This is a genomic window from Photobacterium lipolyticum (assembly GCF_003026475.1).
Lineage (GTDB): Bacteria > Pseudomonadota > Gammaproteobacteria > Enterobacterales > Vibrionaceae > Photobacterium > Photobacterium lipolyticum.
The window spans coordinates 302,818-327,724 of the sequence record NZ_PYMC01000002.1 but is presented as its reverse complement, the minus strand read 5'-3'; the positions used below and the strand labels follow the sequence as shown (position 1 = coordinate 327,724).

The 24,907-nt window shown below is 41.0% G+C and carries 19 protein-coding genes; 14 read left to right on the top strand and 5 right to left on the bottom strand.

The window, feature by feature from the left end:
* Positions 1-26: 26 nt before the first annotated feature.
* Positions 27-1,508, bottom strand: coding sequence for a recombinase family protein (locus C9I89_RS04270; protein WP_107282117.1), 1,482 nt, complete (start codon positions 1,506-1,508; stop codon positions 27-29).
* Positions 1,509-2,364: 856 nt separating this feature from the next.
* Here C9I89_RS04270 and tnpA point away from each other — a divergent pair.
* A complete protein-coding gene (gene tnpA / locus C9I89_RS04265; protein ID WP_342750160.1) occupies positions 2,365-2,727 on the top strand; it encodes an IS200/IS605 family transposase in 363 nt (120 codons plus the stop codon).
* Positions 2,728-2,997: 270 nt separating this feature from the next.
* On the opposite strand, the gene C9I89_RS22400 is transcribed toward tnpA, so the two are convergent.
* Complete coding sequence (locus C9I89_RS22400; protein WP_170107609.1) at positions 2,998-3,348, bottom strand: antitoxin Xre/MbcA/ParS toxin-binding domain-containing protein; 351 nt, start codon at positions 3,346-3,348, stop codon at positions 2,998-3,000.
* 74 nt (positions 3,349-3,422) lie between these two features.
* Here C9I89_RS22400 and C9I89_RS04255 point away from each other — a divergent pair, with 74 nt between their 5' ends.
* The 11 genes from C9I89_RS04255 to qatD all read left to right on the top strand — a co-directional run bounded on the left by C9I89_RS04255 (position 3,423) and on the right by qatD (position 15,459).
* Complete coding sequence (locus C9I89_RS04255) at positions 3,423-3,731, top strand: AAA domain-containing protein (protein WP_211315201.1); 309 nt, start codon at positions 3,423-3,425, stop codon at positions 3,729-3,731.
* Positions 3,732-5,797: 2,066 nt separating this feature from the next.
* The gene (locus C9I89_RS23025; protein ID WP_107282114.1) at positions 5,798-6,049 is read left to right on the top strand and encodes a J domain-containing protein; all 252 of its coding nucleotides are present in this window, start codon (positions 5,798-5,800) and stop codon (positions 6,047-6,049) included.
* Entirely contained in the window at positions 6,039-7,160 is a 1,122-nt protein-coding gene (locus tag C9I89_RS04240) for a HesA/MoeB/ThiF family protein (RefSeq protein ID WP_107282113.1), read from the top strand. The genes C9I89_RS23025 and C9I89_RS04240 overlap by 11 nt, the downstream gene beginning before the upstream one ends.
* 2 nt (positions 7,161-7,162) lie before the next feature.
* Entirely contained in the window at positions 7,163-7,414 is a 252-nt protein-coding gene (locus C9I89_RS04235; protein WP_107282112.1) for a ubiquitin family protein, read from the top strand.
* A gap of 6 nt (positions 7,415-7,420) precedes the next feature.
* Positions 7,421-8,047 carry a ubiquitin-conjugating enzyme E2 gene (locus C9I89_RS04230; protein ID WP_107282111.1) on the top strand — a complete coding sequence of 209 codons (627 nt, stop codon included), beginning with the start codon at positions 7,421-7,423 and terminating at the stop codon, positions 8,045-8,047.
* Positions 8,044-8,601 carry a Mov34/MPN/PAD-1 family protein gene (locus tag C9I89_RS04225; protein ID WP_107282110.1) on the top strand — a complete coding sequence of 186 codons (558 nt, stop codon included), beginning with the start codon at positions 8,044-8,046 and terminating at the stop codon, positions 8,599-8,601. Before C9I89_RS04230 ends, C9I89_RS04225 begins: the two co-directional genes overlap by 4 nt.
* 705 nt (positions 8,602-9,306) lie before the next feature.
* Positions 9,307-10,476 carry a phospholipase D family protein gene (locus tag C9I89_RS04220; protein ID WP_107282109.1) on the top strand — a complete coding sequence of 390 codons (1,170 nt, stop codon included), beginning with the start codon at positions 9,307-9,309 and terminating at the stop codon, positions 10,474-10,476.
* Positions 10,477-10,735: 259 nt separating this feature from the next.
* Positions 10,736-12,529 (top strand): KAP family P-loop NTPase fold protein, encoded by a 1,794-nt coding sequence (locus C9I89_RS04215; protein WP_107282108.1) that lies wholly within the window; start codon positions 10,736-10,738, stop codon positions 12,527-12,529.
* Positions 12,529-13,410, top strand: coding sequence for a hypothetical protein (locus tag C9I89_RS04210; protein ID WP_107282107.1), 882 nt, complete (start codon positions 12,529-12,531; stop codon positions 13,408-13,410). Before C9I89_RS04215 ends, C9I89_RS04210 begins: the two co-directional genes overlap by 1 nt.
* On the top strand, positions 13,403-14,734 hold the full coding sequence (gene qatC, locus C9I89_RS04205; RefSeq protein ID WP_107282106.1) for a Qat anti-phage system QueC-like protein QatC: 1,332 nt from the start codon (positions 13,403-13,405) through the stop codon (positions 14,732-14,734). The genes C9I89_RS04210 and qatC overlap by 8 nt, the downstream gene beginning before the upstream one ends.
* Entirely contained in the window at positions 14,734-15,459 is a 726-nt protein-coding gene (qatD, locus tag C9I89_RS04200; RefSeq protein WP_107282105.1) for a Qat anti-phage system TatD family nuclease QatD, read from the top strand. The genes qatC and qatD overlap by 1 nt, the downstream gene beginning before the upstream one ends.
* Positions 15,460-15,676: 217 nt before the next feature.
* Here the strand turns inward: qatD and ltrA are convergent, their stop codons facing one another.
* The gene (gene ltrA, locus C9I89_RS04190) at positions 15,677-17,149 is read right to left on the bottom strand and encodes a group II intron reverse transcriptase/maturase (protein WP_107282104.1); all 1,473 of its coding nucleotides are present in this window, start codon (positions 17,147-17,149) and stop codon (positions 15,677-15,679) included.
* A gap of 838 nt (positions 17,150-17,987) precedes the next feature.
* Here ltrA and C9I89_RS04185 point away from each other — a divergent pair.
* A complete protein-coding gene (locus C9I89_RS04185; protein WP_107282103.1) occupies positions 17,988-21,479 on the top strand; it encodes an AAA family ATPase in 3,492 nt (1,163 codons plus the stop codon).
* A gap of 42 nt (positions 21,480-21,521) precedes the next feature.
* Here the strand turns inward: C9I89_RS04185 and istB are convergent, their stop codons facing one another.
* Both istB and istA read right to left on the bottom strand, forming a co-directional pair.
* Complete coding sequence (gene istB / locus C9I89_RS04180; RefSeq protein WP_107282102.1) at positions 21,522-22,277, bottom strand: IS21-like element helper ATPase IstB; 756 nt, start codon at positions 22,275-22,277, stop codon at positions 21,522-21,524.
* Positions 22,278-22,286: 9 nt separating this feature from the next.
* Positions 22,287-23,828 carry an IS21 family transposase gene (gene istA / locus C9I89_RS04175; RefSeq protein ID WP_107282101.1) on the bottom strand — a complete coding sequence of 514 codons (1,542 nt, stop codon included), beginning with the start codon at positions 23,826-23,828 and terminating at the stop codon, positions 22,287-22,289.
* Positions 23,829-24,013: 185 nt separating this feature from the next.
* Here istA and C9I89_RS04170 point away from each other — a divergent pair, with 185 nt between their 5' ends.
* Positions 24,014-24,502 (top strand): hypothetical protein, encoded by a 489-nt coding sequence (locus tag C9I89_RS04170; RefSeq protein WP_107282100.1) that lies wholly within the window; start codon positions 24,014-24,016, stop codon positions 24,500-24,502.
* Positions 24,503-24,907 lie beyond the last annotated feature (405 nt).

Here is a 24,907-nt window from a genome sequence, read left to right as displayed (position 1 = left end):
AAGAGCAACACGGCTGCCTTTCACCTTCAGTTCTTTGGGTAAACTTTTACCTCCATTCCAAGTGAAATTAGAAATGACTTGGTTAATTCAGAGTTATTAGAAATAATTAAGCTTCTAATAGATTTTATGAAACTTCTAATTTGGTTGATACCAAATTTTTTATATGTAATTTTCTTCGAGCAAGTAATTCTATCAATATCATTTTTTAGATTATTTAACTTGTTTTGTTCAGAGCTAATAAACATTTTTACTGTTTCATCAAATTCAATATTATTTGAAAGTAATTTTTTATAAAAATCACTTAAGATACCTTGTTTGCTTTTTAACTGTAAATTAAGCTTTCTTAACTCTTTTTCATCTGTATCATTTGCACGTAAAATGATTTTTAGATCGTTAAGTATTTTGATGATAACACTTTCTATAAGGATGTTATCTAATAGTGTTTTTTTTACAATTTCTTCTAACTTATCTTTAGGGTGGTTTTTACAATTGCAAGAGTTAACACTACTTCGTACTTTGTTACCACAGGTATAGTATTTATAATTTCCACTTTTACCTGTAGTAATGACAAGATTTGCGTTACATAACCCGCACTTTATTATTCCTGTTAAAAGAGAGTTAGACCTAATAGATCTATCTTTGTTATTTTTAAGGTCTCTAGATTTTAATTTACGCTTAACATTGTCAAATGTTTCCTTTGATATAATTTCAGGGGACTTTACTATCGTAGGTGGTGGGTTTATCTTTCCACTTCGCTCAACTCTTTTCCTGCCATAAATCCTTTCTCCGTAATAAATAGTATTGTGGAGAATTCTATGAAGAGTGCTCGTTTTCCAATAATCACCTCGATTGAGGATGGCATTATCATTTAAGTATGATGTTATTTTTTTTAGCCCCCAGCCTTTCCCTGTATTACCTTTTGTAGCTAATTCATAGATTTTCCTTACGACTTTTGCTTCTTCTTCATTGATTACGAGTTTTTTTCTAAACACCGACTCATCTGTAACGTGTACTGATTCATAGCCATAAGGAATAGTACCTCCAGTAAAATACCCTTTATCAGCCGTACCTTGTAGACGATCGCAAACAGTGGCGGAATTTTGTTTGCTTTGCATTTCATTGATTACACCAAATATAGTAAGCAATAACTTATATGTCATATAATCTTCAGGAAGTGGCTCAACGACAGATAAAATTCTAATTTTGTTTTTCTCTAATATTGATAGAGCTGCTGCTTGCGAAATGATACTTCTTGAAAAGCGAGATAGGCTATATACTATTACCCCATCGCAATCAAAATCCTGTTTATCAATTTCTCGCAGCATAATATTAAATTGTGGTCGCTGGTTATCATTGTAAGCAGAAGAGCCGGCATCAATATACTTTCTAATAATGGTATGCCCATTGTTTGTTGCCCATTTGTTTATGCTTTCTTCTTGACCTGCTAAAGAATCACCATGATCAACTTGGTTCTGTGATGATACTCTGATATAAGCAATTAACTTCATATTCCCACCTTTTTTACTTGCTGTTTATATTTTAGTTACTCTAAATAGATTTTTAATTGTCGTCGTTAATGTTTGCTATGAAAATATTTTGGAATTCCTCTATATTATTTTTGACCGTATCAATAATTGCTTTGTTATAACTACTAGTTAAAACAAACTTGATCCTGATTTCTTTAGTTTCAATTTCAAATCCATTTTTCATTTTCAATCTCATGTAGCGTTCGGGATATATCTAATAACTATAGAGGTGGTATGTATATATCTTCAACCATTAAGTTACTGTGGAATAATATAATAAATTAGACTATGATTTATGTAGCATTAATTATATCAATACTAATATAATTGTATTGTGTGTTCTTTTTAAATATTTAATATGTTTGCACTTTTTATTGCCGCACTGATTATTGCCAGTAGTTATAACTTTGTGCTCTTTTAGTTGAAATAGGTCTATAACCATAGTGATTTATATGAAGAAAAAGGGATTTCTTCGTTTAATGCTTGGCTTTGGTGCTTTGTATCGGCGTTGTTGATTAAATCAGTGAACTCTTTTGCTATTCAGTGATCAGATCATTTATCACAGATGATTTAGGTGTCAGCAATGGGTAAGTCGAAGAACTAAATCACAAACTGGAAGCAGTACAACAAAGCGTTGGAACAACGTGGTCAATTACATTCTGGGTTGATGAAGAAGCAATATCTTCTTGAAAACACCGGGTTAGATAGGATCGGTAACGATGTTTACATTTTAAGTGGTTTGCAGGCTCTCTGATATATCGTCGTTCACACCTTATAAAGACGTTAGCCTAAATTCAGTTTATCTGAAGAATACAACTTTGAGTCAAAGCTCTAAGCTATTTCTGTCCAAGGCCGTCATTCAAATGGTGTTTATTCCATGGTGTTTATTCCAAAGGAAAGGCAAAAGCTGATATACGGAGCCATCAGAAAGCACTTAGGTATTACTTTTCATGAGTTAGTACAACGAAAGGATGTGAGGATTGAGGAAGGACATTTGATGAAAGATCATGTTCATATGTGCATCAATGTTCCACCGAAGTATTCAGTTTTAAATATTGTTGGTTACCTGAAGGGTAAAAGCGCAATATCGATAGCTAAGAACTTTCGAGGTAGACAGAGAAATTTCAATGGTGAACATTTTTGGATAAGGGGATACTTTGCTTCGACGGTTGACCTTGATGAAGAGGTTGTTCTTGAATAAATCAGAAATCAAGAGCAAGAAGATGAGCATCGAGATCAACTGAAATTTGGTATATAACGCCTTGAGCCCTTTGAGGGCGTAATCAAATAAGCCTCCGGCTTTACCGGAGGTCATTTAACTTTCGTTTTTGCATTACCCAATAACGCACCCTCCGAGTGCTTGCGTTGTTGGGCAGTGCCGCGACCCAAGGTGTCCGCGTTACTAGATAACGTAAACGAGCAAGCTAGGATGCAGGCCGGTGGCCTTATTCAACGAAGTTGGCCATACGCCTTAGGAACACATGCCAGATTTAAGCTTATTAATTTCATCCTGAACGCGCTGTGTCCCTTTTGGCGTCACACATATCGAGGCTGGCGTTGCCAGGCCCATCGCTACGTGTTTTGTAAAAAACCACTCCGTTGTTGCCTCGTGACTGCCAAAATACTCCAGCGCAAGTTGGAATAGGTCGTCTGGAATTTGTACTTCGTCTAGGTTTTCGATCGGGCAGTGCTCTTCCTCATAGGCCTCAACCAGGTCAACTAACGCATCCAGTTCCTCCCTCTCCGGGGTACCCGGCAAGGTATCCCAGAGTTCTTCGATCCGCACCAACGCCGCCCGGTGCTCCGCTTTAGTCTTTATCACCGCTTCCCCCTTAATACTGCTCGCTGCCTTTGGCTAATGTAATCTTAGCGCATACTCTATTCCAAAGGCCCGCGATGGATAAATGTCCTAGTGAATATGGTGCAGAGTTGGTTAATTCTCATGAAGTAGCTGTTATTGATGAGGCCTTGCAGAAATTAGCCGCCAATGTAACTTGTAAAGAGCCTATATCAGTTGCTGTTATTACTCCTTATAGGACGCAGTGCAGACTTCTTAGAAGAGCACTCATGCACCATAGCGAACAGGGTCTGAATTTAGAAATTGACACTGTTGATGCTTTTCATGGGCGTCAGACGGATGCTGTATTCTTCAGTTTCGTCAGAAATACCGGTTCAGCTAAATTTTACGGGGATCCACGACGTTAAAATGTAGCACTATCACGAGCAAAAAATCGTCTGTATCTAGTGGGTTGTACTAAGTACATTAAACAGCAGCGTCGTCACGAAGTGTTGACGAAACTTGCTCGTTTGCCGGTACTTACGTGTTAAGAAAAGCAAAAAGCGAGCTAACTTCACTGGCAGTAAGCAATAGTGTTTGCACGTTTGTTTGCTGCCATACATTTTTCTTAACCAAAGCATCTAAGCTCTCAAGCTGTTCAATTATCGGTGAAGTCTGGATTATTCATAAGTGAATGAAGCAAGACTGAAGTCATATACAGTGGTTTACACAGTTGTTTCTCGCACTTGTCTTTTCTGTGTCAGTTCCAGTCTCTGTCAGTTCCAGTCTCATTTGGGATTCTGATTTTCTTCATATCCTTATGTTTTTAAAAGTTTTGCTATTTAGTGATCATTTTGATGAAAATCAGCCTGTCCAGTTTAGGTGGTGAGACTCTGGAATTGGACGCCTATATAGATGAGTTTCTCAACGCTCGTTGATTGCGGTCGGCCTAATGAATTGTCAGTTTTATATAGGGGTTGTCGCAATTGCTCACTACAACATAGTGTATTTAGAAGCTGTAAAGAAACAAAACAAAAGGCCTAACTTTCCTTCCTGCCTTCTATCTCATATCTCATAGAGTTTAATGTCGTTAACACTTTCGTCGACAGAGTGTTCAAAAATTAAACGCATAGCACATCTAGACTGAAAATAAAGTCAGGTATGTATAAAAAGTTGGATATTCGTCAAATTACATATCAAATCAGTTGGTATTATGCTGTATTCATTTTGTCAGTGCGAATGCGGGGACGTACCCGAGGGCGGTAGCGTACTTATGCTCTCCACATTGCTGAACTTGCTTTGTTTTCTGGTGACTTCTTAGTGATATACGACCATTGGGCGAATATCGTGTACTTACGGTTTACATAGATTGTGTAAATGATTGTCATTGGTATTTATGGGAGAAGTGAAAATAGTACGTGGCAAACGTATTCACACATGACCAATTTGGTGTTCATGATTTTGCGTTAGCGCATTTTACTAGGTGCCAAACGAGTTTGTTGTATATATAAGCGTTTGAAATATATGATGATACTTGTCTGTGTAGACCAGTTGGATCTTGCTAGAAAGCTGACTTTGGCATAATTCACACGGTTAAATTTTGTAAGATAGTTGTGCTGTTTTCAGGACGTTGCATTTAGTAATTATTTTGAAAAGTGAGTGTTGGTTTGGAACTGTTGATTTTTATCGGAGTGTGTTGGTTTATTTCTACTTTTTTCGGAGATAAAGACTCATCTTCGTCAAATAGGGGGGGGAACCGTACAAACACACGCAATAGTACTGGAACACAAAGTGGGTCTTATTCAAATCCAGCTCCCTCAAAAAAGCCTCGGACAAATCCTCATGCATACCGACCGACTACACGAAATTCCACGTCTGCTAATAGAACGACGATAAAGTTTACTGATAGCTCTAGTGGTTTTAGTACAGCGCAAACAAGTGCTAGTGGCAGTTCTAGTAACAGTGTAGGCCCCCTTGATTTATCAGGACTACATGACGCGTTTACAGGGGCTCCTTTAAACGAAAGTTTCGGTCTACATCAATGTCAAAATTGTAAAGTATTCTATCACTCTGAAAGTATTACGGTTCTCCGAGAAGCTAACTCAGGGCGATGTGTTGCATGTCAATCGACTCAAATTCGAGCTGTTAGTAATAGCAAAGGTAAAAATGCAGGTCGAGACTATACTCCGGATGTTATCACCCTGAATAACTATATGAGTCATATAGGCTCAGTCGTAACTTTTGAAGCGAGAGTAGTGGAAGTTAAAGAGAGTCGACGAGGCAATGACTTTGCGGTCATGTTCGAGAATAAATCGTGGACGAAAGGGTTTAAATTGGTTTTTTTCCGCGATGCTGTTCGTAAAGTTGGTGGTAAGCCTTACATAAGTAGCTTGAGTGGTAAAACTGTTCGAGTTAGGGGGTTAGTAGTTAAACATCCTAGATTTGGATACGAAATTATAGTGTCTGAAAAATCTATGATATTGAGTGCTCGATAATGAAGTGGACAGAGATAGACGCAGATAAAGGTTATACAAGTAAGATTGAAGAGCTCAGATCTCAGAGCCCTCATCAGAGGTTAGGTATAAAGCCTGATGCTACTTTGAGCGAGGCCAAGAAGGCTTATAAAACAAAAGTACGACTGTATCACCCAGATAGGACTGATGGGTTCATGTCTCAGTATAGCTCTGAAGTGGTCAAGCTATTAAATAATGCGATACAAAGGATAAAAGAGCTTCATGGAAATTAATACTGATAGGTATCAAAGACACGCATTAATTGATTGGTTCCCGCAAGATGCTGTTCATCGAGCAAAGATTGCTGTTGTCGGGTGCGGTGCTGTTGGAAATGAAGTCGCGAAAAATTTAGCCCTTTTGGGAGTTGGCTATATTGATCTGTATGACTTTGATACGATTGAACTTCACAATTTGACGAAAAGTGTACTTTTCAGAGAGCAAGATGTTGGTCTTAACAAGGTTGAAGTTGCAAAAAAACGACTTCTAGAGCTCGAACCCAACATTATAGTAAATGCTATGCACGGAGATATCTGGGAGCTGTTAGAATTCAACGCACTAGAGCAATATAAGTGCGTAATATGCTGTGTTGATAACTTTGAGGCAAGAATCAAGTTAAACAAGCTATGCTTATTGGCCGGTATTCCCCTTATAAATACTGGCATAGATAGCAAGTATTGCCAGATTGAAGTGTATCCTTTTGGCCAATTGAATGATCAAGCATGCTATGAATGTTCTTTACCTCTTACAGTTTATGAAAAAGTTCAAGAAAGATATTCCTGCGGTTGGTTAAAGAAAGTAGCTTTTCAAGAAAAGAAAATACCAACAACGATACTAACGTCGAGTATTACTGGAAGTTTTGCAGCTTCTAGTGCGATGAGTTTTATTAAAGGGGACTTCGGAGATCATGCATCTCGAATTTTGGTCAATTCCCTAACCGGTCAATCATCAATCACTAGTTTAACTACGAGCGACCAATGCCCATGTTGCTCTGAAGTACAAAAGCAACCACAGATAATCTCATGTGAGCGAAATTTAATATCACTTCATGATGATGTTGAGTTTAGCTTTGATGCTTTAATAACAAGCAGCGATCCTATCATAATGTCTGCTACATGTTCACAGTGTGGAAAAGAAGATGAATCTGTTAAATTCACTCGAGCCTCCGATTCAGACTCTAGCCTAATGTGGTGCTCTGATTGTGCCACGGAATCAGTTTCAATTGATATAAAAGACTGTTTTACGCTTAGAGAGTTGAGAGAAAATAATTTAAATAAACCATTTCCCGGAAAGTATATTCAACTACAGCTTAATGGGGAAACTATAGTAATCGAATTGAGGAATTAATAATGTCCGAAATTAAAGTAATCATTCGCACAGCCGATCAGACTCGAAAAGCTGAAGTAGTATTAGACTCCTCTAACACAGGTGCAGACGTTATTCAGGCTTCTGTTGATAATTGGTCACTTCCTGTAGACACTGACTATAGTTTGGTCAGTACTAACAGTGGGAAAACATTAGCCCCTACATCTACGCTGAGTAGCGCAGAAATAAAAGATGGTGACATTTTAGAAGTTCAACCTGTTTTAGTTGCTGGGTAAGTCGACATGAGTGCATATACAACCCGAGTACAAGAAGACCTTCGAAAGATTGAGTTGCTGAATCGAGAAACTGGAGGGCGAGTAAATATCATCTCTAAAGTTGGTAATCCAGTTCGAGAAATAGTAATTGAACTTGCATATCCAACAGCCGGTTCAGATAATTATCCAAATATTGTGCAACAAAACACCACTGTAAAAATAGAGCTGTTGAGTCGATATCCGTTTCAGGAACCTGGAGCTAAGATAACAACGCCAATCTTCCATCCAAACGTCTATTCATCAGGTCAAATATGTTTTGGAACTAAGTGGTTACCTTCTCAAGGCCTTGACCTATTGGTAAGACGAATTATCAAAATCATAACGTTTGATGAGAGTATTTTGAATGAAGGTTCTCCTGCTAATTCAAATGCCCTAAGGTGGTATCGTCAAGCTGTTGCTCAATATCCGGGAAGCTTCCCAACCCTCAAGGTTGAACAAAGCCAAGCAGCGAAAAAAACGATGTCTTGGAGTAATGTTGACTCTAAAGCAGTAGTTAAGTGCCCAAATTGCCAGATCTCATTGAGGCTTCTAAGTGGTAAAAAAGGCAATGTGACCTGTCCAAGTTGCAAGAAAGGATTTTATGTAGAAACATGAAATGGGTAGATAAAGAGCCTGACATCAAAGCTACTCCTTTATCTCGCGGTTTAGATGGAGTGTCAGCGTTAGCTGCTATTGAAGTTTTATGTAGCAGTATCCACCGTCCTTACGTCTTCATGCCGGATAAAGTTAAGCAATCGGTGATGAGTCATATCTTGAAGAATAACACTGAATCGGGTGGCTTGTTGCTTGGAGAAGTAATAAGTACAGATAGCCTGAAAAACGGTATTGTTGGCATAAAGGTTACGGAAGCGATTCCCAGTAATGATTTTGATGCTACAAGTGTTTCACTATCAATGGGGCCCGAGGTTTGGAGTAGTGCACGCCTTCACTCGAGTGAAAGTAACTTTGTTATAGGGTGGTATCATAGCCACCCTAATCTTGGTGCTTTTTTCAGTGGGACTGACCGGAAAACTCAGGCTGAGTTCTTTAATCAAGAATACCACGTTGGTCTTGTAATTGATCCAATTCGGAATGAAGAGTGTTGGTTCTTAGGAAAAGATTCAAAACCGATCCCAGAAATCTACATTTTGGGGCTGCCAGTGGGTTAGCGTTGGTTTAAATCATTTAAATTACCCGGAGAAATGAAAGCGAACGTATCCCAAAACGATATTGGTTATTCTTTTGGGTTTGGCCTAATTAATGTAGGCACCTCTCCTTCTGGGCGAAAATGGATTTCTTGCAGAGTGTCTGGAATTGGGGCATTTTTTAGGTATATCAATTCAGCTAGAAAAAGCAATCAACAGTCAACAGAAAGGAGTAGGTCGACATCTAATTCAAGTTAAGGAGACTCTCAGTTCATTAGTTGGAAGAACATCTAGTAAGATTTCAAGCCTCTCGCCTTTCTGTCTATTTATTACGTAAATTTTGACGCTATTAATCAAAACCCCATGTAGATTATTTTGTTCATCTCAACTGCATTAATACACTTTAATTCGTGCTCAGTGATGAATTTATCTACTTTCATCAACCGGTCTTTAATGAGCCATATAGCCAACTAGAAGCGCGGCATCGATGAGTACACCTAGCTAACCCGTTGTTTGTCGGGGCAGTGCAAGCGCTCAATGGCTCGGGACTGGCAGAAAAAAGTTGCCAACAGACCTAGATTGGCCCAAAGGTAATATCGCCAAGTTCCTTAGGTAGCTACATTCGAAGAAATGAACTCAAAGACTTACAAAAGCAGTGAACCTTCAGCGTTAGCCGTGCCATCAATATAAGATTTATAATAAATAACCTACCAATTTATAAGGATTAAAATGAAAGTCATTACCAATGTAAGCGGAGAGGAAACGTTTGCAAGAGAGCTCTCCCCGCTGGTCAGTTGGTGCGATGAAGCCTGCATTGTCACGGCATTTTTCACGGATGATGAATGGATAGGCCGACTGGTGCAGGAAGGCAAATCGGTAAAGCTGGTTGTCTCCCTCAGGCCGCCAACACGCCCTGAAGCTTTGCGACGGGTGTTGTCCTTAAGAAACACGCAAGTCCGATTTCTGGGCAAAGAGTTGCACTCCAAAATCTATGCCTTTGCTCGAGGAGATGAATACTCATGGCATGAGGATGACTTTCAGTGCAGGACAGCGATTGGCTCATCAAATATGACGCAGGGCGGCTTTGACAAGAATATTGAGACGAATGTGCTGTTGGAGGGTAATCCAGCTAAAGACGCGCTAGAGCAAGCGCGGCAGATTTTCGAAGTGGCTCATGAGCTGACTTCAGATGTACTGGATCGCTATATCGAAGAGTACAGCCAGTATGATGAAGGGTTCTTCCCTGAAATCCATGTTTCGCCGATACAGCTTAGCGCAGACTACGAGCGTATCGCTAATGCTGTAAAGCATGTTGCTAGTCTGTGCCGTGATTTGATTGCCTTCCATTTTCCGGATACTCCAGAGTTTTTGGTTGTCGATCATTTCTGGGATTATTTGGTGGTTAGCCGTCGAGGTGATAGAGATGAAATCAAAGAGCGAGCCAAAGCAGGTAATAATAGTGATGTTCTGATCAGGGAGCTGTTTTACGACTACATCAGGGAGGAAAGTCAAGAGGAACGCCGTTATCCCGACGAGATGTATGCCAGATCAAAGCAGCTGGCGCAGTATCTTAAGCAAAAAACACTCAGCAAGGATGAGATGGGAGCTGTGTTCCTGACGTTTCATGCCTCGCGCTATGTTGAGCATCGCTATACCAATAAAGCGAAAGCTTTTGTTGAGAAAAATTCGTTTCGACAGGTGCTTACCTCCTTAAATCATTTGGCGGACGAGAGCATTGATATCACTGTTCGGGTCAGTGATCTGCAAAAGAAACCATTGAAGCTTCATAGTCTGGGAGAGTCGGCCATCAAGGAGTTCAATGGTTGGCTCAATCCCACCAAATATCCGATCTGGAACACTAAATCGGATCGGGCGCTCGAGACGCTGGGTTTGGGTTGAGTAGTGCAGAGAACTTTTTGGATTGGGTGGATGTCAGCTGTCAGCCCCTTACGCCCTGATGTGAATCGTTCTGACAGATTGATCTAAGGCGACTCTGCCCCAAAACGTATATGGAACAATTACCCACCGGATACCTGTTTAGAATTGTCGGTGGTAACTGTTCTACTCTTTCTTGTTTGATATATGCATCGCTGTCCTTATATCATCCAACTACCTACTTAAATGAGCAGAATATAATTTTATAAGGCAGGAACAGCCGATGTGGTCAGACAAAGAATCTTCAATCGATTTTCTAAATTTCAATGAAACGGCTGAATCTATCAAAGATCTAATTACTGAAAGGGAACTAATGCCCATTAGCGTTGGGATTTTTGGTAATTGGGGGGCAGGTAAATCAACAATACTAGAACTAACTAAAACCTCCCTTGAAAACGATAGTAAAGAAGGAAAAGAGTACATTCAAATACACTTCGATGCATGGATGTTTGAAGGGTTTGATGATGCTAAGGCAGCGTTGTTAGAGACGATAGCCTCTGAGCTTATTAAAGAAGCTGAAGGAGATAAAGGGCTACTTGAAAAAGCAGAAGAGTTTTCAAAACGGGTCGATAAAATCAGGTTACTTGGAATGTTGGCAGAAGGAGGTGCGGCATTATCTGGATTTCCAACATTTGGGCTTAGTCAAAAACTAATAAGTTGGTTTGGCGAGGATGATGAAGAGCCTGAAACTCAAATAGAAGAAGATGAATTTGACATCGGTGATGTTAAAGCTGCTGCTGGTAGAGTAAGCAAGGTCGCCAAAAGTGGAAAAGGAGTTCTAAAACCTAAGAAAAAATTGTCACCACCTACAGAAATAAGAAAGTTTAGAAGTGCGTACTCTTCACTATTGGAAAGCTTCAATAGGCCACTTATCGTTTATGTTGATAACTTAGATCGATGCTCTCCAATCAATGCTATTTCTACACTAGAAGCGATTCGACTGTTTTTATTCCTGCCAAATACAGCTTTTGTTATCGCAGCAGATGAAGACATGATCCGCTTAGCTGTACCACACTTCCATAAAGGTGCTTCTCAACGACATCAGACTGACTATTTAGATAAATTGATTCAAATTCCTGTTCATGTACCAAAGCCTGGTGTTGCTGAGGTTAGAGCCTATCTGATGATGTTGATCGCTTCAGATAAAAAAGTTGAAAAACCGGAATTTGAGAAGATCAGGTCAAAACTTGAGGAGTCGCTAAGGCTTTCTTGGCAACAGGATCGAATAGCGGTAGATGACCTGTTGGCGGATTGCGATATAGATAATAAAGATGAATTAAGAGGTGAGTTTAAAGTTGCCGAACAGCTGGCTCCTATTTTAGCTGAATCATCAAACATCAATGGTAATCCAAGGATTGTAAAACGCTTGCTTAACCAAGTTCGAATGAGGTTGAAAACAGCTAAACGAAGAGGAATGCAATTAGATGAAAAAACGATAACTAAGCTGGTTATTTTTGAACGATGTATGGGTACTCAAGCAACGAATAAGCTGTATGAGTTTATCGATAAAGAAAAGGGCTTACCTGCTGTTATCGCTGACATGGAAAACATTGATGTAGAATTTGATCTTACAAAGCTCCCTGATGAATGGAAACATGATTTAGAGTTCCTAGATAAATGGTCAAAACTTCAACCATCCTTTGCTGGGCAAAATCTTACAGCGGCAGCTTATCTAAGTAGACAAAGCATCCCAATGGGGGTGATTAATTCAGTCATGTCAGGAGCAGCTCAAAAGCTCTTAGATGGCCTATCGAAACAAAAAAATAGACTAAGTCAAACAAATTCCAAGCTTATAGAATTGACCTCGCAAGAGGAGTATTTATCGGTGATGGATGCTTTGATCGAGAAATTTAAGTTAGTGGAAGATTGGAACAAAATGCCACTAGGTTTCTATGGCGCAAGATTACTTGCTCTTAAAGATGGTAAATGTAAGTCAGTCTTTTTGGCGTATGTAAATACAGTGCCAAATAAAGCTTGGAAAAAACCAATTGTTAAAGAATTAGAGGGAGTTAAGTAGTGGGAACGTCAGCATCTTCAACTGGGCCAAATAATCAAAGCCCATTAGTACCGCCGTGGGCAGAACAGAGTGATCCAGTTCAATTCGGTACAAATGAAGGAGCAGACGATGGTCAAGATTCCGCAGATGGTGATGGGCAGGATTCAAGTAACGATCCCAATCAAGAAATAGATAACGGAAAGGTTCAAGAGCAAATACCGGGGCCAGCATCGATTCCAGCACCACCAAATCGTTTAGCAAGCGCAAGAAGATCGTTTGGTGAATACGCCAACGGTGGAGGCGGCTCGTCTAACTTAAGAAGCTCACTTAGGAAATATGCCAAGGGTTCAGGTGGTGGCTCAGGTACAAGTAGGCGATTAGCGAGTGGTATCAGCGCTGGTACTGGCCTCTTAAGAATGATGAGCGGCGACAGCGTAACGGTAAATAACAACACGCTGTCATTATCTGAATTAAATGGCTTAACAACAGATCAGGCTATTGACAGGATCACAGAGCATTTAACACCAGAAAATGGTGATGCAGATGCTGTTAGGATAGCGTTGGATTATGCACTTGCTGAAGCATTACCAGATGAGGATGATTTTAATGTAGATGTAATTACTGAAGATGTAATGCATGAAGCACTCTCCTGCTATTTAACCGATCTAATTTTCCAAGATATTGTAACTGGAATGGGAAGAGCATGGTTTCATACTGAGCATGCAAGCAAACATCATCGCATGGAAGAAGAACTAAGGGAGTTAGTGAAGGTGGTTACCCAAGAACAAGTAGAAAAAGTGACTCATGGCAATGCGGGGAATATAACAAAAGACAACATTACTCAGTTGCAGATTGCCACTATTACGCAAACAGTTGAAGTTTGGGAGAGTTACAATGACTAATTTTTACTTTCATAATGATCCGTCTGAACTTCCTGCATATTCAGAAAATTGCCATCCAGTGCAGATCTATAATACTCATCAGTATGATAAAACAAAGTACAGCATAGCATCTCGCGCTTTGCTAGACACGGTAAGGGATTTAGGCGTTCACATTGATGCTGATGCGATAGATCTTATTACTATTGCTACTGCTGTTACTGCTGCTGATACTTTCGAGCAAAGAGAAACCGCGGCAGATGCTTGGTCAAGGGAAATGCACCTGTATATCCCTGTCAAAGACAAGCATAAATGGAGTCTCTTAGCAGATCGACTTAGATATATTTTGAACTTCCTTACAGGAGACCAATGGCAGTTTACTTTTTTTGAAACATCAATGGCAATTCCAAAACCAAAGTCGAGTTCAAAAGCTGAAGCAAAACGTGACACTCTTAAAGAACTAAACTCTGTTTGTTTATTCTCAGGAGGATTGGATAGTGCTGTAGGTGCTATCGACATTTTGAATGGACATTCTGATTACAAACCTCTTCTTGTGAGCCACGCCTATAGAGGAGATGGAGTTAAGCAAGAAAATATCAAATCTCTTTTAAAGTCGCGATTCGGAGAGCTTTCTTACAGTATTTCTCCTGGCTTAAAGGAAGATTTAAAAGGGAAAACAGACACATCCATGAGAGGAAGGAGCTTTAACTTCTTAGCTATGGCCGTACTGGGGATTGCTGCATTAAGGAATGCCAATGATGATTCTAAAATATCAACAATAATAGTGCCTGAAAATGGATATATTTCAATTAACCCTCCATTGACAAGACGTAGGATAGGCAGCCATAGCACCCGAACAACACATCCATTCTTTTTGAATAGGCTTGAATCTTTCTTGAATGATGCTGGATTTCATGTGAAGTTCATGAACCCCTATCAATTCAAAACTAAAGGTGAAATGCTTGCCGAGTGTAAAGACCAAGTAGCTATAGCTAAAGCTGTTCCATTGAGTGTGTCTTGCAGTCACTGGCACAGAGAGCATATCCAATGTGGTCGCTGTGTTCCTTGTCTAATCAGGCGTTCTTCTGTTCATCATGCAAAGCTAACTGAAGATGCAGATTACGAAAGCAGAAACTTAAAGGTTGTTCATAAGGAAAGAGAAAAGCGAGATGACCTTCAAGCAGTGCAAACAGCTATAATTAGACTCAAGAAAACTGGCGATTATCGTTCATGGCTTCGACAAAGCGGGTCATTACCTTCTGATATTGATATTAGGAGAAAACTAGAGTCGACAATTCGACGTGGTTTAAAAGAGGTTGAAGCCTTCCTTAAAGCGGAAAATGTATAATGATGGATTTACACTGTCATGTGGATCTCTATCCCGATCATGACAAAGTCCTAAAAGACATAGATAGCTCCGGCATTTATGTGTTATCTGTAACAACAGTGCCTTCTGCTTTCAGAGGTACTGTTGCTCTTACTAACAAGTTAAATAATTGCAGAACAGCTTTAGGGTTACACCCTCAGTTGGCTCATCAAAGATATAATGAGCTGTCTTTATTTGACTCATTATGTGATGGAACAAGGTATATCGGCGAAATTGGATTGGATGGTTCAAAAGGCTATGCTGAACATATGGAAGTTCAACAAGTAGTGTTTGAGCACATTCTAAATAAGTGCTGTGAGTTTAACGATAAGATCCTAACAGTTCACAGCCTCAACGCTGTTGATAAAGTGTTAGAGCTATTAAGTGTCTACCCAAAAGCAGGAAGACCAATTCTTCATTGGTTCTTAGCAACAAAAAAACAAGTTGATAGGGCCGTTGAGCTGAGATGCTACTTCTCAATCGGGCCAGCGATGCTCCATTCTGCAAGAGCTAAGAAAATAATTTCATGGCTACCAAAAGATAGAGTTTTATTGGAGACAGATGGCCCATTTGCCAAGGTTAAAGGAAAAATCTTGTTTCCTTCTGATGTTATTGAAGTTGTAAATTACCTCTCTATGCAGTGGAACACATCAGCAGATGCTGTTCAATATCAACTTAAAATCAATCTTAAAACTTTGCTCACTTAAAGCGTGAATTGGTCTAGTTGATTTGATACTTACATATAGAGCTGAGTTTTAGCTCTAACGCGTTTCTGTCCCACTTCGTGCCAGCCTCTTTATCTGGCACCATTATGTCGGGTGGACGACACTTGTTACCAAGTGCCGTCTCCCTAAGAACCCAGCGTGCAACTTTCACTGCACTAGGCTCAAGCCTCCACTAAGGCATCGTTTGATACCCAGCAACTTATAAAGCAGTCAGAGCAGGATCGTTCCAAGAGTTGCGAGCTAACCTTTTGGACTTTCTCTTCGCCAAGTATTCTTGGTATTGAGGGTCGAATGGTGTTGCCACACTTCGGATTTTCACATGCCTTTCTATTGGTACTTTGGCGATTTGGAAGAGATTGAACTGGCAATCCATATCCATGATCTTCTGCCAACCGTGAAATTGCCATTGGCCTTTTCGATTGATGAAGTATTTAAGGGCGATCCAAGTTTTAGATTTTGTTGGATGACACCTTTTAGCCCAGTGCCATAACGCATGAAATAGTTTGTGGCCTACATATCCGAATACCTGTTTCGCGACGCAGTGTCGATAGTAATTCGACCATCCCCTGAGTTTTGGATTTATCAGTTTGATAAGATCATTTACAGGAAGAGTTACGTGCTTTTTGATGAGTTCACGCAGATTACTTAAGAACATCAACGTATTGGATTTGCTCGGCTTAATGAGTAATTTTCCTTTGTACTTCCTATGGTTAAAACCCAAGAAGTCAAAGCCATCGTTGATGTGAGTGATGTGCGTTTTCTCTTCGGATAGTGTTAAGCCTCGTTCCGCTAAGAAGTCAGCAATCAACGGTTTGATATCGTTCTCCAGCACTTCCTTTGAAGCGCAAGTGACGACGAAATCGTCAGCGTACCCAATAAAGTTGGCTCTAGCACCCAGTTTGAACGCAGTGGACTTTATGTGCTGCTCAAGACCTGCAAGAGTCATTAGCATCAAGGTGGGAGATATGATCCCGCCTTGTGGTGTACCCTCGTCGGTGCGATAAAACAGCCCTTTGTCCATAAAGCCAGACTTTAACCATTGTTCCAACATACGCTTGTCTACAGCGATGTTATCAAGAAGCCACTGATGACCGATCTTGTCGAAACAGGCTTTGATATCTCCCTCGAGTACCCATTGGGCTGATTTCTTTAGAGCCAAACATTTGAAGCACTGATCGACTGCGTCTGCAGTGCTGCGGTTTGATCTAAACCCATAGCTGTTAGGGTCGGCAAGTGTTTCTGACACTGGCTCTAGTGCAAGAAGGTGGAGCGCTTGCTGCGCCCTGTCAATCAGGCACGGGATACCCAGCGGTCGAAGCTTGCCATTCTTTTTGGGGATGTAAATACGCTTGAGCGGTTTGGCTCTGTATGCCTTTCTGCTCAATTGATTGACTGCTTTCATGCGGCGTGCATCTGTGTTCCAGATGACACCGTCTATTCCTGGCGTTTTACTGCCTTTGTTTTGCGACACTCGTTTAACAGCAAGAAGTTTTGCTGAACGAGAGTGCGTTAGTAACCATTGCAAGGCTTTCGCCTTGCCGTGTTTACCTTCTCTAGTTGCCTTTGCGATACGCATCTGAAGCTTTAATACATGCGACTCAACGGATTTCCAGTCGATTGACTGCCATTGAGCGCTGTCAGGAGAGGCACTAATCTCTTTTGAAATCATCATTTGCGTTTCTCCTTGAATGAAGTTCTTCAAATTCTCTCGCAACGGGAAACCAGTCGGAAGTGGGCGCACTTTCGTGCTCAGACATGAGTCTGTATCTGCATCGTTACAATGCAACCTTTGCTTTCTCCGACCTCCTATACCTGCATCACTATCGGCTATGTAGGCTTTCCCAGAGGGAGTAATACAGGCTTACCGTGTTCCGTATGTCGCGCAATGTCAGGGTAGATGCCAGCTATGGAGCGGAGAGCTTAGCGATCACGAAAGAGCATGGGGCAATCTCTTTCCAACTCTCGTGCCTTTTGGCTACAGCGTGTTAACCACTTCCGCTGTTTGCAAGGATAACGCGCCTTACGCAGGTTCACATATGTTCATCATACTGACTACCTAGCACTCACCCGATTTGTGGTTATCAGGAGGGTCGTCGTCTCGCGATTTAGACCCCGATTGGCCTGTGGCCTATCTTCGTTACATTGTCAGAGCCGCTACTTTATTCAGGCTCCTAGGTTCATCTGGTGATACAGATGGTTCACTCGTTAAGCGGTGAACAGCGCTTCATACGACTTCACGTCGCACGCCCCATTCCTTCTTAGAGTAGTCACTCTTAACATTTCATTCTATCCAAATTTGACTCAATATATCTAATGTATCATTATGTAATTGTCTGACTATAAAGGCTTTTATGTCAGATTTTATGCGAGGTTTTGGTCGTGTCAATAGCGTCATAACCATCACATTACCCCCACTCAGGATTTTGTCTTAATAGTGGTGACCTATGAAATCATAGCGATAGTTTTTAGCTTTAAGTATTTTATTTGAAAATAAATTAAGGGTAGCAACAATGACTTCTCACATTACAGTACGTTTAGCTTGGCATGACGATGGTTGGAATGGCCGAGTATGTAAAGAGCCACAAAAGAATATTCATTGTGTTGGCTGCCATTCTTACCCTGGTGAAATGATTCGAGAGCAGCGTGACATTGAGTGGGAAAAGAATGTTGCGGGGCAGAAGTTTTCTAGTCTAGATAGAATTCCAGCTTGTATGTATAGCGGCAGCGCTTTTTCAGATGATGTATCAAAGGCTTCTGCTGCACCACCATCATTTTTTAATGATGACTCTCAACCTGTCGAATGGGATATGCCTGAAGCTACTGCTTGCACATGGCCCTATGATGTGATGTTTAATGGAGAGGGCATTAAAAAGAACGGTAAATATGATAATACGCAACGTTTTATACATGCCCAAGCGCACTTTGATAAAGTTGAATGTGCTAAAAGTTTAGTTTTTTATTATGCGAACTATTCTAATCCATTTACTACGGAAGAAAAAAGTCAGTATGTTTTAGTAGGCATATCGAGAGTTAAATCTATCGGAGAGCCTCGTTATTATCTCAATTGTTCCGAAGAAACGAAACAAAGATATCACAATGGTTATGTGTGGCAACGAGAAGTCACAAACTGCTATCCAGAGCAAGGCATAAGGCTGCCTTATCACCTTTATAAAGATGATTTTGAAACTGCGAATAAGTTTGTTGTTGTGCCTGAACAATCGCAAGTGTGTAAGTATGGCTCAAGGTTAGTTTCTGACGATGAAGCGCTTGGTTTATTAGAGCAGTTTTTAAATTCATTACGCGTATTAAAAGATGAAATTCAAGATACCAGTGAAAACTGGCAAGCAAGGATCATCTGGCTAGAAACACTGATATCAGAACTATGGGTAAGTCGTGGTTGTTATCCTGGAATGACAAGTGTTTTAGAGTATTTGAGTTTGCACGATGTTATTGACCGATATAAAAATCTAGTACATCAAGATAAAGAGCAGGAGGCTTATCAATCTGTTTGTGACTTCTTAAATGAAAAGACCAATAGTTTGTGCGGCCAAGCTTATGATAATTTGGATGCCAGAGCATCAAGGCGAAATGCTTTGTTAACAGCAGAAGGTGAGTCATTAGATTTCCTACTTACTGTTGTAGCACGACTTGCTGTCACTAAAGAGCAGATCACAAATGTGTTAAATGAGGAACGCCAGAAGTGGGGAATAACCGCCTCATTACCAGAGTTAACTGCTAACCCTTATATATTAGCCGAGCAATATCAAGGTATAGATGAGAGCGACACCATCGGCTGGAGTTTAGTTGATAGGGGCATGGTGCCATCACCAGATTTGTCTGTAAAACCATTCTTTGATCTGCAAGCAGAACAAAGAATGAGAGCGTTATTGCTGGAAACAATCCGTAGAAGTAAGCCTCATGTGTTTGTTAAAGCGGAGCAAGTGCTTGAGCAAATCAATATTAGGTTAGATTATTTACCCGAGTGGAAACGCGTTGAGGTTAAGAGTAGCTATTTGAGCATTGATAAAACATTTTATCAACAGGCTATTACCTATCGTGAAGAGGGCAAGATCAGGTATCTATATGATCGTTTATTAGCTGAAGATGAATCCTTGCTGAGAGACACTTTTACGAGTCTTTTAACACGCAATGAAATCAAGCTGAAAACACCAATAACTAAACGTAATTGGATTGACCAGCTTAAAGATGAATCGAGTGCGCTGTTTAAAGAAGATCAATCTCGTGACAATTATATCCAAGCAATTAACTCTCAAGCAGACGTTTGTATTGATGTTTTTACAAAACCGATTGCCATACTAGCAGGGGGAGCGGGGACTGGTAAAAGTACCGTTGCAACTGCTTATATTAATGGTGTAAAGCAAGCTGATGGTCAAGGTGCTGCTATTTGTGTATTAGCACCAACAGGCAAAGCTGCAGACAGGTTAAGAACAGAGCTTCAAGATAAAAAGATCACCAGTGGTGTAAATGTCTGCACAATTCACTCTCTTTTAGCGACTAATTATTGGTTAAATCCTAACATGACCACTAAGCGTGCTGGTGGTCGAAGCATTGAAAGTTACAGCACTATTGTTATTGATGAATGTTCGATGATAGATACCATGTTATTCGCATCATTTGTGAGGGCTGTGAATTGGCATTGTGTAACAAGAATACTATTAGTAGGCGACCCTGCTCAGTTGCCACCTATTGGTTACGGCAAGGTTTATGCTGATTTTGTTAGTTACTTAACAGAAAACTATCCTAACAATATTGCTCACTTAACAGTTAACTTGCGACAAATGAATAATCGAGTGATGGATTTAGGCACAGGCATTTTGGATGTTGCTTCACTGTTTATTAATCAATCAGCTAAAACTAAAAGCACCTCCTCATGTAATGTTAAAGAAGCTAAATTAGACCGCGATGAGTTATTAATAAAACTTCAAGATGGTGGTCGGATTGATAAAGACTTACGTGTTGAATACTGGAATGAAAACCAACCTATATCAGAAAAATTGATTGAATTAGTTTCACAAGATTTTGGTAAAGAGAGTGAAGCAGGCCAAGCGACTTGGCAACGAGTCTTAAAGGATGACGTGGTCGCTTTTCAAATATTATCACCTGTACGTGGTGAGGAATTTGGTACAGAGGCAATCAACTTAGCTTGTCAGAGCTTTAAGTCTGGTAATTGGGCTCAACGTGGTACGGTTGATGGCTTTCACGTGTTTGATAAGGTTATTCAGGTTAGAAATAGAACTAAATCTGATCCTGTTAAAGCATATGATTTTAAGCAACGTAAACAAGTTGACTTACAAATATTCAACGGTGAAATTGGGACATTACAGCCAAGGGCGAACCAGTATAGATATTTGAACTGGAAAGAGTATACGTTCAGAGATTTATGCGGAAAGTTGGTAGGTAAAGAAGACCTGAGCATTAATTACTTTGGGCGCACTAAGGATTCCCCAGAAAGTAACTTAGAACTTGCTTATGCTATCTCTGTGCACAAATCTCAGGGCAGTGAGTTTAAACACGTTTATTTTGTGATACCTAAAGCCGCAACTAATCGAAGATTGATGGAGCTTCTATATACGGGAATTACACGCGCAAACCGCCATTGTACCTTACTTATTGAAGGTGATGTTTCTTCATTGATAGATCATGCTCGTCCTGAAAAGTCAGCTTTAGAGGTGATAAACAGCTCGTTATTTGATTTTAATGTGGTGCCAGATGAATTGCTTGAAGTGACTGGTTGGTACGAGTCAGGGAAAGTGCACAAGTCTTTAATCGGTGAGATGCTCAGAAGTAAATCTGAAGTGATTGTTGCAGATCTTCTGTTTAAGCACGATTTACAGCCTTATTATGAGAAACCATTAAAGGGCAAAGACGATAGTCAATACTTGCCAGACTTTACCATTCAATATCAAGGTGAAACCTATTATTGGGAGCATCTAGGTATGCTTGTGCGTATTCCGGCGAAGTTGAACACCTCTTCTGGCTGAACGTGAACACTTGATTTTTCAACGTATCACCAAGAGTAATTTTTAGCTTATGTGTTCATCTTCCGTCAACGTTCCCAGCTTTTTTCTCATAGATTCTCCTTTCAGTTGTAGCCTGTGAGCATTGTGCATAAGACGATCTAAGATGGCGTCAGCCAATGTATTATCGCCTATCTGCGTGTACCATTGATCAGTCGGTAACTGACTGATTAGCATCGTTGACGTCTGCCCATAACGATCATCCATGATTTCCATTAGATCGTTTCGGTGAGCCGCTTTTAATGGCTCTAGCCCCCAGTCATCCAAGACTAACAAGCGTATCTTTGCCAGTTGAACCAGTAGCTTGTGATACGTGCCATCGGCTTTCGACTGGGTCAGTGCTAGCAGTAATCTTGACGTTCGGTAATAACGGACGCTGTATCCCTGTAGGCAAGCGTTGTGCCCAAGTGCACATCCGAGATAAGTCTTTCCGCTACCACAGGGCCCTGTGATTAGAAGATTCTGCGCTTGGTCAAGCCAGTCGCGTTGCGCTAACCTGGCGATCCGGAAGCGCTCAATGTTGCGCGGATGCTGGTAGTCGACTTCCTGCACCGTGGCATTTAATTTGAAGTTTGCTTGTCGGATCAGCCTGTCATGCTTACGTTGCTCACGGACTGACTGCTCTTGTTCAACCAACAGGCTGAGCCGCTCGATGAACGACAGTTCTCCATACGTACCAGGCTGATCTTGCTGTCGTTCCAGTGCCGTAGCCATCCCACTGAGTTTCAGTTCTCTTAGTCGGGTCAGAGTTTGTTGTGTCATGTCATTCTCCTAGTGGAAGGTATGCGGCCCGCGGATATTTTCGTGGTCTTGAGATAAGCGAGTGGTTCCTTCCTCCGGCTCGGGTAACTGATCACGGTTGCTGGTTAGGATTGACTTAATTTGCTTGAGCTTCGTCAGTCCTTCTTGATTGGCTATCTTGCAACTGCCATTAAGCCTTTGTGCAGGGTATTGACGGCTCAGGCTGAGCAGCCCCAGACACAAGCGATAAGCCTGTTCTGGGTGTGCTTTTTCTTCCATACGCTGGCTCACCCATTTCAGCGTATCGGGCCCGATAGAACTGGCCCATTGTTTCAGGCGCCCAGGTGTCCATTGCTGATGTTTCTGATGGCGTTTAGGCATATGAGCTTCATCTGTCGTCATACCGGGATAGCGCTTGCGGGGATGGGAAGCAATGAGCTGTTGCCGATAATAGAGCTGGACTAACTGATCACCAGCATGCAGTTCCAGTTTCTCACCGACATACTGATGCGGGACTGAGTAGTAATGCTGTTCATACTGGATGTGATAGTCGATGTTAACTTTTACCTTTTTGATGGCAACATAACGATAAGGATGGAGAGGTAAGGACTTGAGTGCTGGGCGATCTAACTTATCGAAGGCTTCTTTACGATTTCCCGGCAACTGCTTAAAAGGTTTTTGGTTCAGTTCTTCAAGTAACGCACAGATACATTGGTTCACTTCAGCCAACGAGAAGAAGCTGTGATGACGCAGTCGTGCCAGGATCCAGCGTTCGACGATTTGCACGCCCACCTCCGCTTTTGCTTTGTCTTTGGGCTTATAAGGACGTGCTGGCATGACTGCCAGTTGGTAATGCTCTGCAAGCTGCTGGTAACTGGGATTGAGTTCCGGATCGTAACGGCAGGCTTTACTGACGCCACTGCGCAGGTTATCAGGGATAAGCATCTCCGGCGTACCGCCGAAGAACTCGAACATCCGCACATGGCTTTGCAGCCAGTCGGGCAATGACTGTGATTCTGTCGCTTCAGCATAGGTATAGTTCGATGCCCCCAGAACAGCGACGAATACCTGGGCATGACGGATTTCACCAGTACTGTGGCTGACGATGGGAACAGTTTGGCCGCAGTAGTCGATAAAACATTTTTCCCCAGCCTTGTGCAGCTGTCTCATTGAACGTTTCTGCTGCTTATTCCAGTGAAGGTAGCGGTCACAGTACTGAGAGTAGCTGTAGCACCGATTGGGGTATTGCTGGGTATATTCCTCCCACAGCAGTTGTTTTGTCATCCCTTTGCGTTTCAGCTCCTGGTGTACATCAGCCCAGTCAGGTATTTGATACCGAGCAGATGCCTTTGTGTCGGCGGTCGGGTAAAACAACTTTGCCAGTTGCTCATCAGTTAATGAATCAGGGAGTGGCCAACTCAGATTCAGGGCCTCTGTTTTATGGAGCAGCTTCTGGATGGCGCCGACGCTGACTTTCGTACTAGCGCTGATTTGTCGGATAGACAATTTTGCGTCCAGTTTAAGCCTGAGTACGTCTCGAATTTTACGCATTGCAATCCTCTTTGCTGGCATAGTCCTGCTCCAAAAAAGGAAACAGGTTACCAAATAAGTTGAAGATCAATACGTTGAAAGAGATTCCGGAGAAACGTGAACAGTGATTCCGGAAATGTGGGTGAAAGTGTTCACATTAAACCCGGAGTGGGTGTTCACGTTAAACAAGAATAGGTGTTCACATTGAACCGGAATGAGTGTTCAGCATGGGCCGGAATACGCAGCTTGAAAAGCCAGATTACCTAGCCAAGTGGGAAAGTAAGCAGCAGTGGTATGTTGATAATGGTTTTGCTGAGCAACTCATTATTTCTCGTGACAGAAAAGGTGCCATTGACTCATCCGAAATAGATATGTTAATCAAAGAGAAAATCCTAGGATTAGATTTATCAGAAATGAAAAAATCATGGGATGAAATCATAGAATTATCGGATGACGCTGTCATTATTGAATTTGCGAAAAAAGCGATTGAAAAAGATTTAGCATTACCAGTTTGGGGTTATGAAATAACTTTAGATGATGAAGTCGTAGGTGAGTTGGAGTTTGCTTGGTTAGATACAAAAGTTGCTATTTATACTGAGAATGGACTAAGCGAGGAAAATGCAGAGCAGCTTGAGAGTGAAGGTTGGCATACACTTGATTTTAGTACGTTTAAAGTCAAAAAGTTAGTTAACGTGATTTCTGCGATGATAGGTTAAATTACTCTGTAACGAATGAAATAAAAATGCTTCTTATAGCCACATGAGGTTTTATACTTTTACGCTGTGTAACAGCATAGTGCATTTGACCAAAGGTGTTGAATGCACTATGCCAGCTTGGTAGTGCACCACAATACTTGGGATTATCGGTGAAATGCTAAACTAGCAAACTCACTGACACGTTTCTGTCCAAAATAGAGTTAGCTATGGCTGGTGCGATGTTTTTCTAATTGTTGATTGAATACTGGCCAGTATGGAGCCTGATTAATATCGACTCAGCATTACCAACGCACGGCATAAGTAAATACTAATGAGGAGAGCTTGCCTATTACCGAAATGGATGGAGTCGATTTTTAGCAATGAAACGGTTTAGGTGTCTTTGGTATAGCGTTCTGTTGGCATATA

What these genes read in the sequence shown, in the direction of transcription:
- C9I89_RS04270 (WP_107282117.1), bottom strand. Translation starts at nt 1,508, where the DNA reads ATGAAGTTAATTGCTTATATCAGAGTATCATCACAGAACCAAGTTGAT.
- C9I89_RS04255 (WP_211315201.1), top strand. Translation starts at nt 3,423, where the DNA reads ATGGATAAATGTCCTAGTGAATATGGTGCAGAGTTGGTTAATTCTCAT.
- C9I89_RS23025 (WP_107282114.1), top strand. Translation starts at nt 5,798, where the DNA reads ATGAAGTGGACAGAGATAGACGCAGATAAAGGTTATACAAGTAAGATT.
- C9I89_RS04240 (WP_107282113.1), top strand. Translation starts at nt 6,039, where the DNA reads ATGGAAATTAATACTGATAGGTATCAAAGACACGCATTAATTGATTGG.
- C9I89_RS04235 (WP_107282112.1), top strand. Translation starts at nt 7,163, where the DNA reads ATGTCCGAAATTAAAGTAATCATTCGCACAGCCGATCAGACTCGAAAA.
- C9I89_RS04230 (WP_107282111.1), top strand. Translation starts at nt 7,421, where the DNA reads ATGAGTGCATATACAACCCGAGTACAAGAAGACCTTCGAAAGATTGAG.
- C9I89_RS04225 (WP_107282110.1), top strand. Translation starts at nt 8,044, where the DNA reads ATGAAATGGGTAGATAAAGAGCCTGACATCAAAGCTACTCCTTTATCT.
- C9I89_RS04220 (WP_107282109.1), top strand. Translation starts at nt 9,307, where the DNA reads ATGAAAGTCATTACCAATGTAAGCGGAGAGGAAACGTTTGCAAGAGAG.
- C9I89_RS04215 (WP_107282108.1), top strand. Translation starts at nt 10,736, where the DNA reads ATGTGGTCAGACAAAGAATCTTCAATCGATTTTCTAAATTTCAATGAA.
- qatC (WP_107282106.1), top strand. Translation starts at nt 13,403, where the DNA reads ATGACTAATTTTTACTTTCATAATGATCCGTCTGAACTTCCTGCATAT.
- qatD (WP_107282105.1), top strand. Translation starts at nt 14,734, where the DNA reads ATGATGGATTTACACTGTCATGTGGATCTCTATCCCGATCATGACAAA.
- ltrA (WP_107282104.1), bottom strand. Translation starts at nt 17,149, where the DNA reads ATGATGATTTCAAAAGAGATTAGTGCCTCTCCTGACAGCGCTCAATGG.
- C9I89_RS04185 (WP_107282103.1), top strand. Translation starts at nt 17,988, where the DNA reads ATGACTTCTCACATTACAGTACGTTTAGCTTGGCATGACGATGGTTGG.
- istB (WP_107282102.1), bottom strand. Translation starts at nt 22,277, where the DNA reads ATGACACAACAAACTCTGACCCGACTAAGAGAACTGAAACTCAGTGGG.
- istA (WP_107282101.1), bottom strand. Translation starts at nt 23,828, where the DNA reads ATGCCAGCAAAGAGGATTGCAATGCGTAAAATTCGAGACGTACTCAGG.
- C9I89_RS04170 (WP_107282100.1), top strand. Translation starts at nt 24,014, where the DNA reads ATGGGCCGGAATACGCAGCTTGAAAAGCCAGATTACCTAGCCAAGTGG.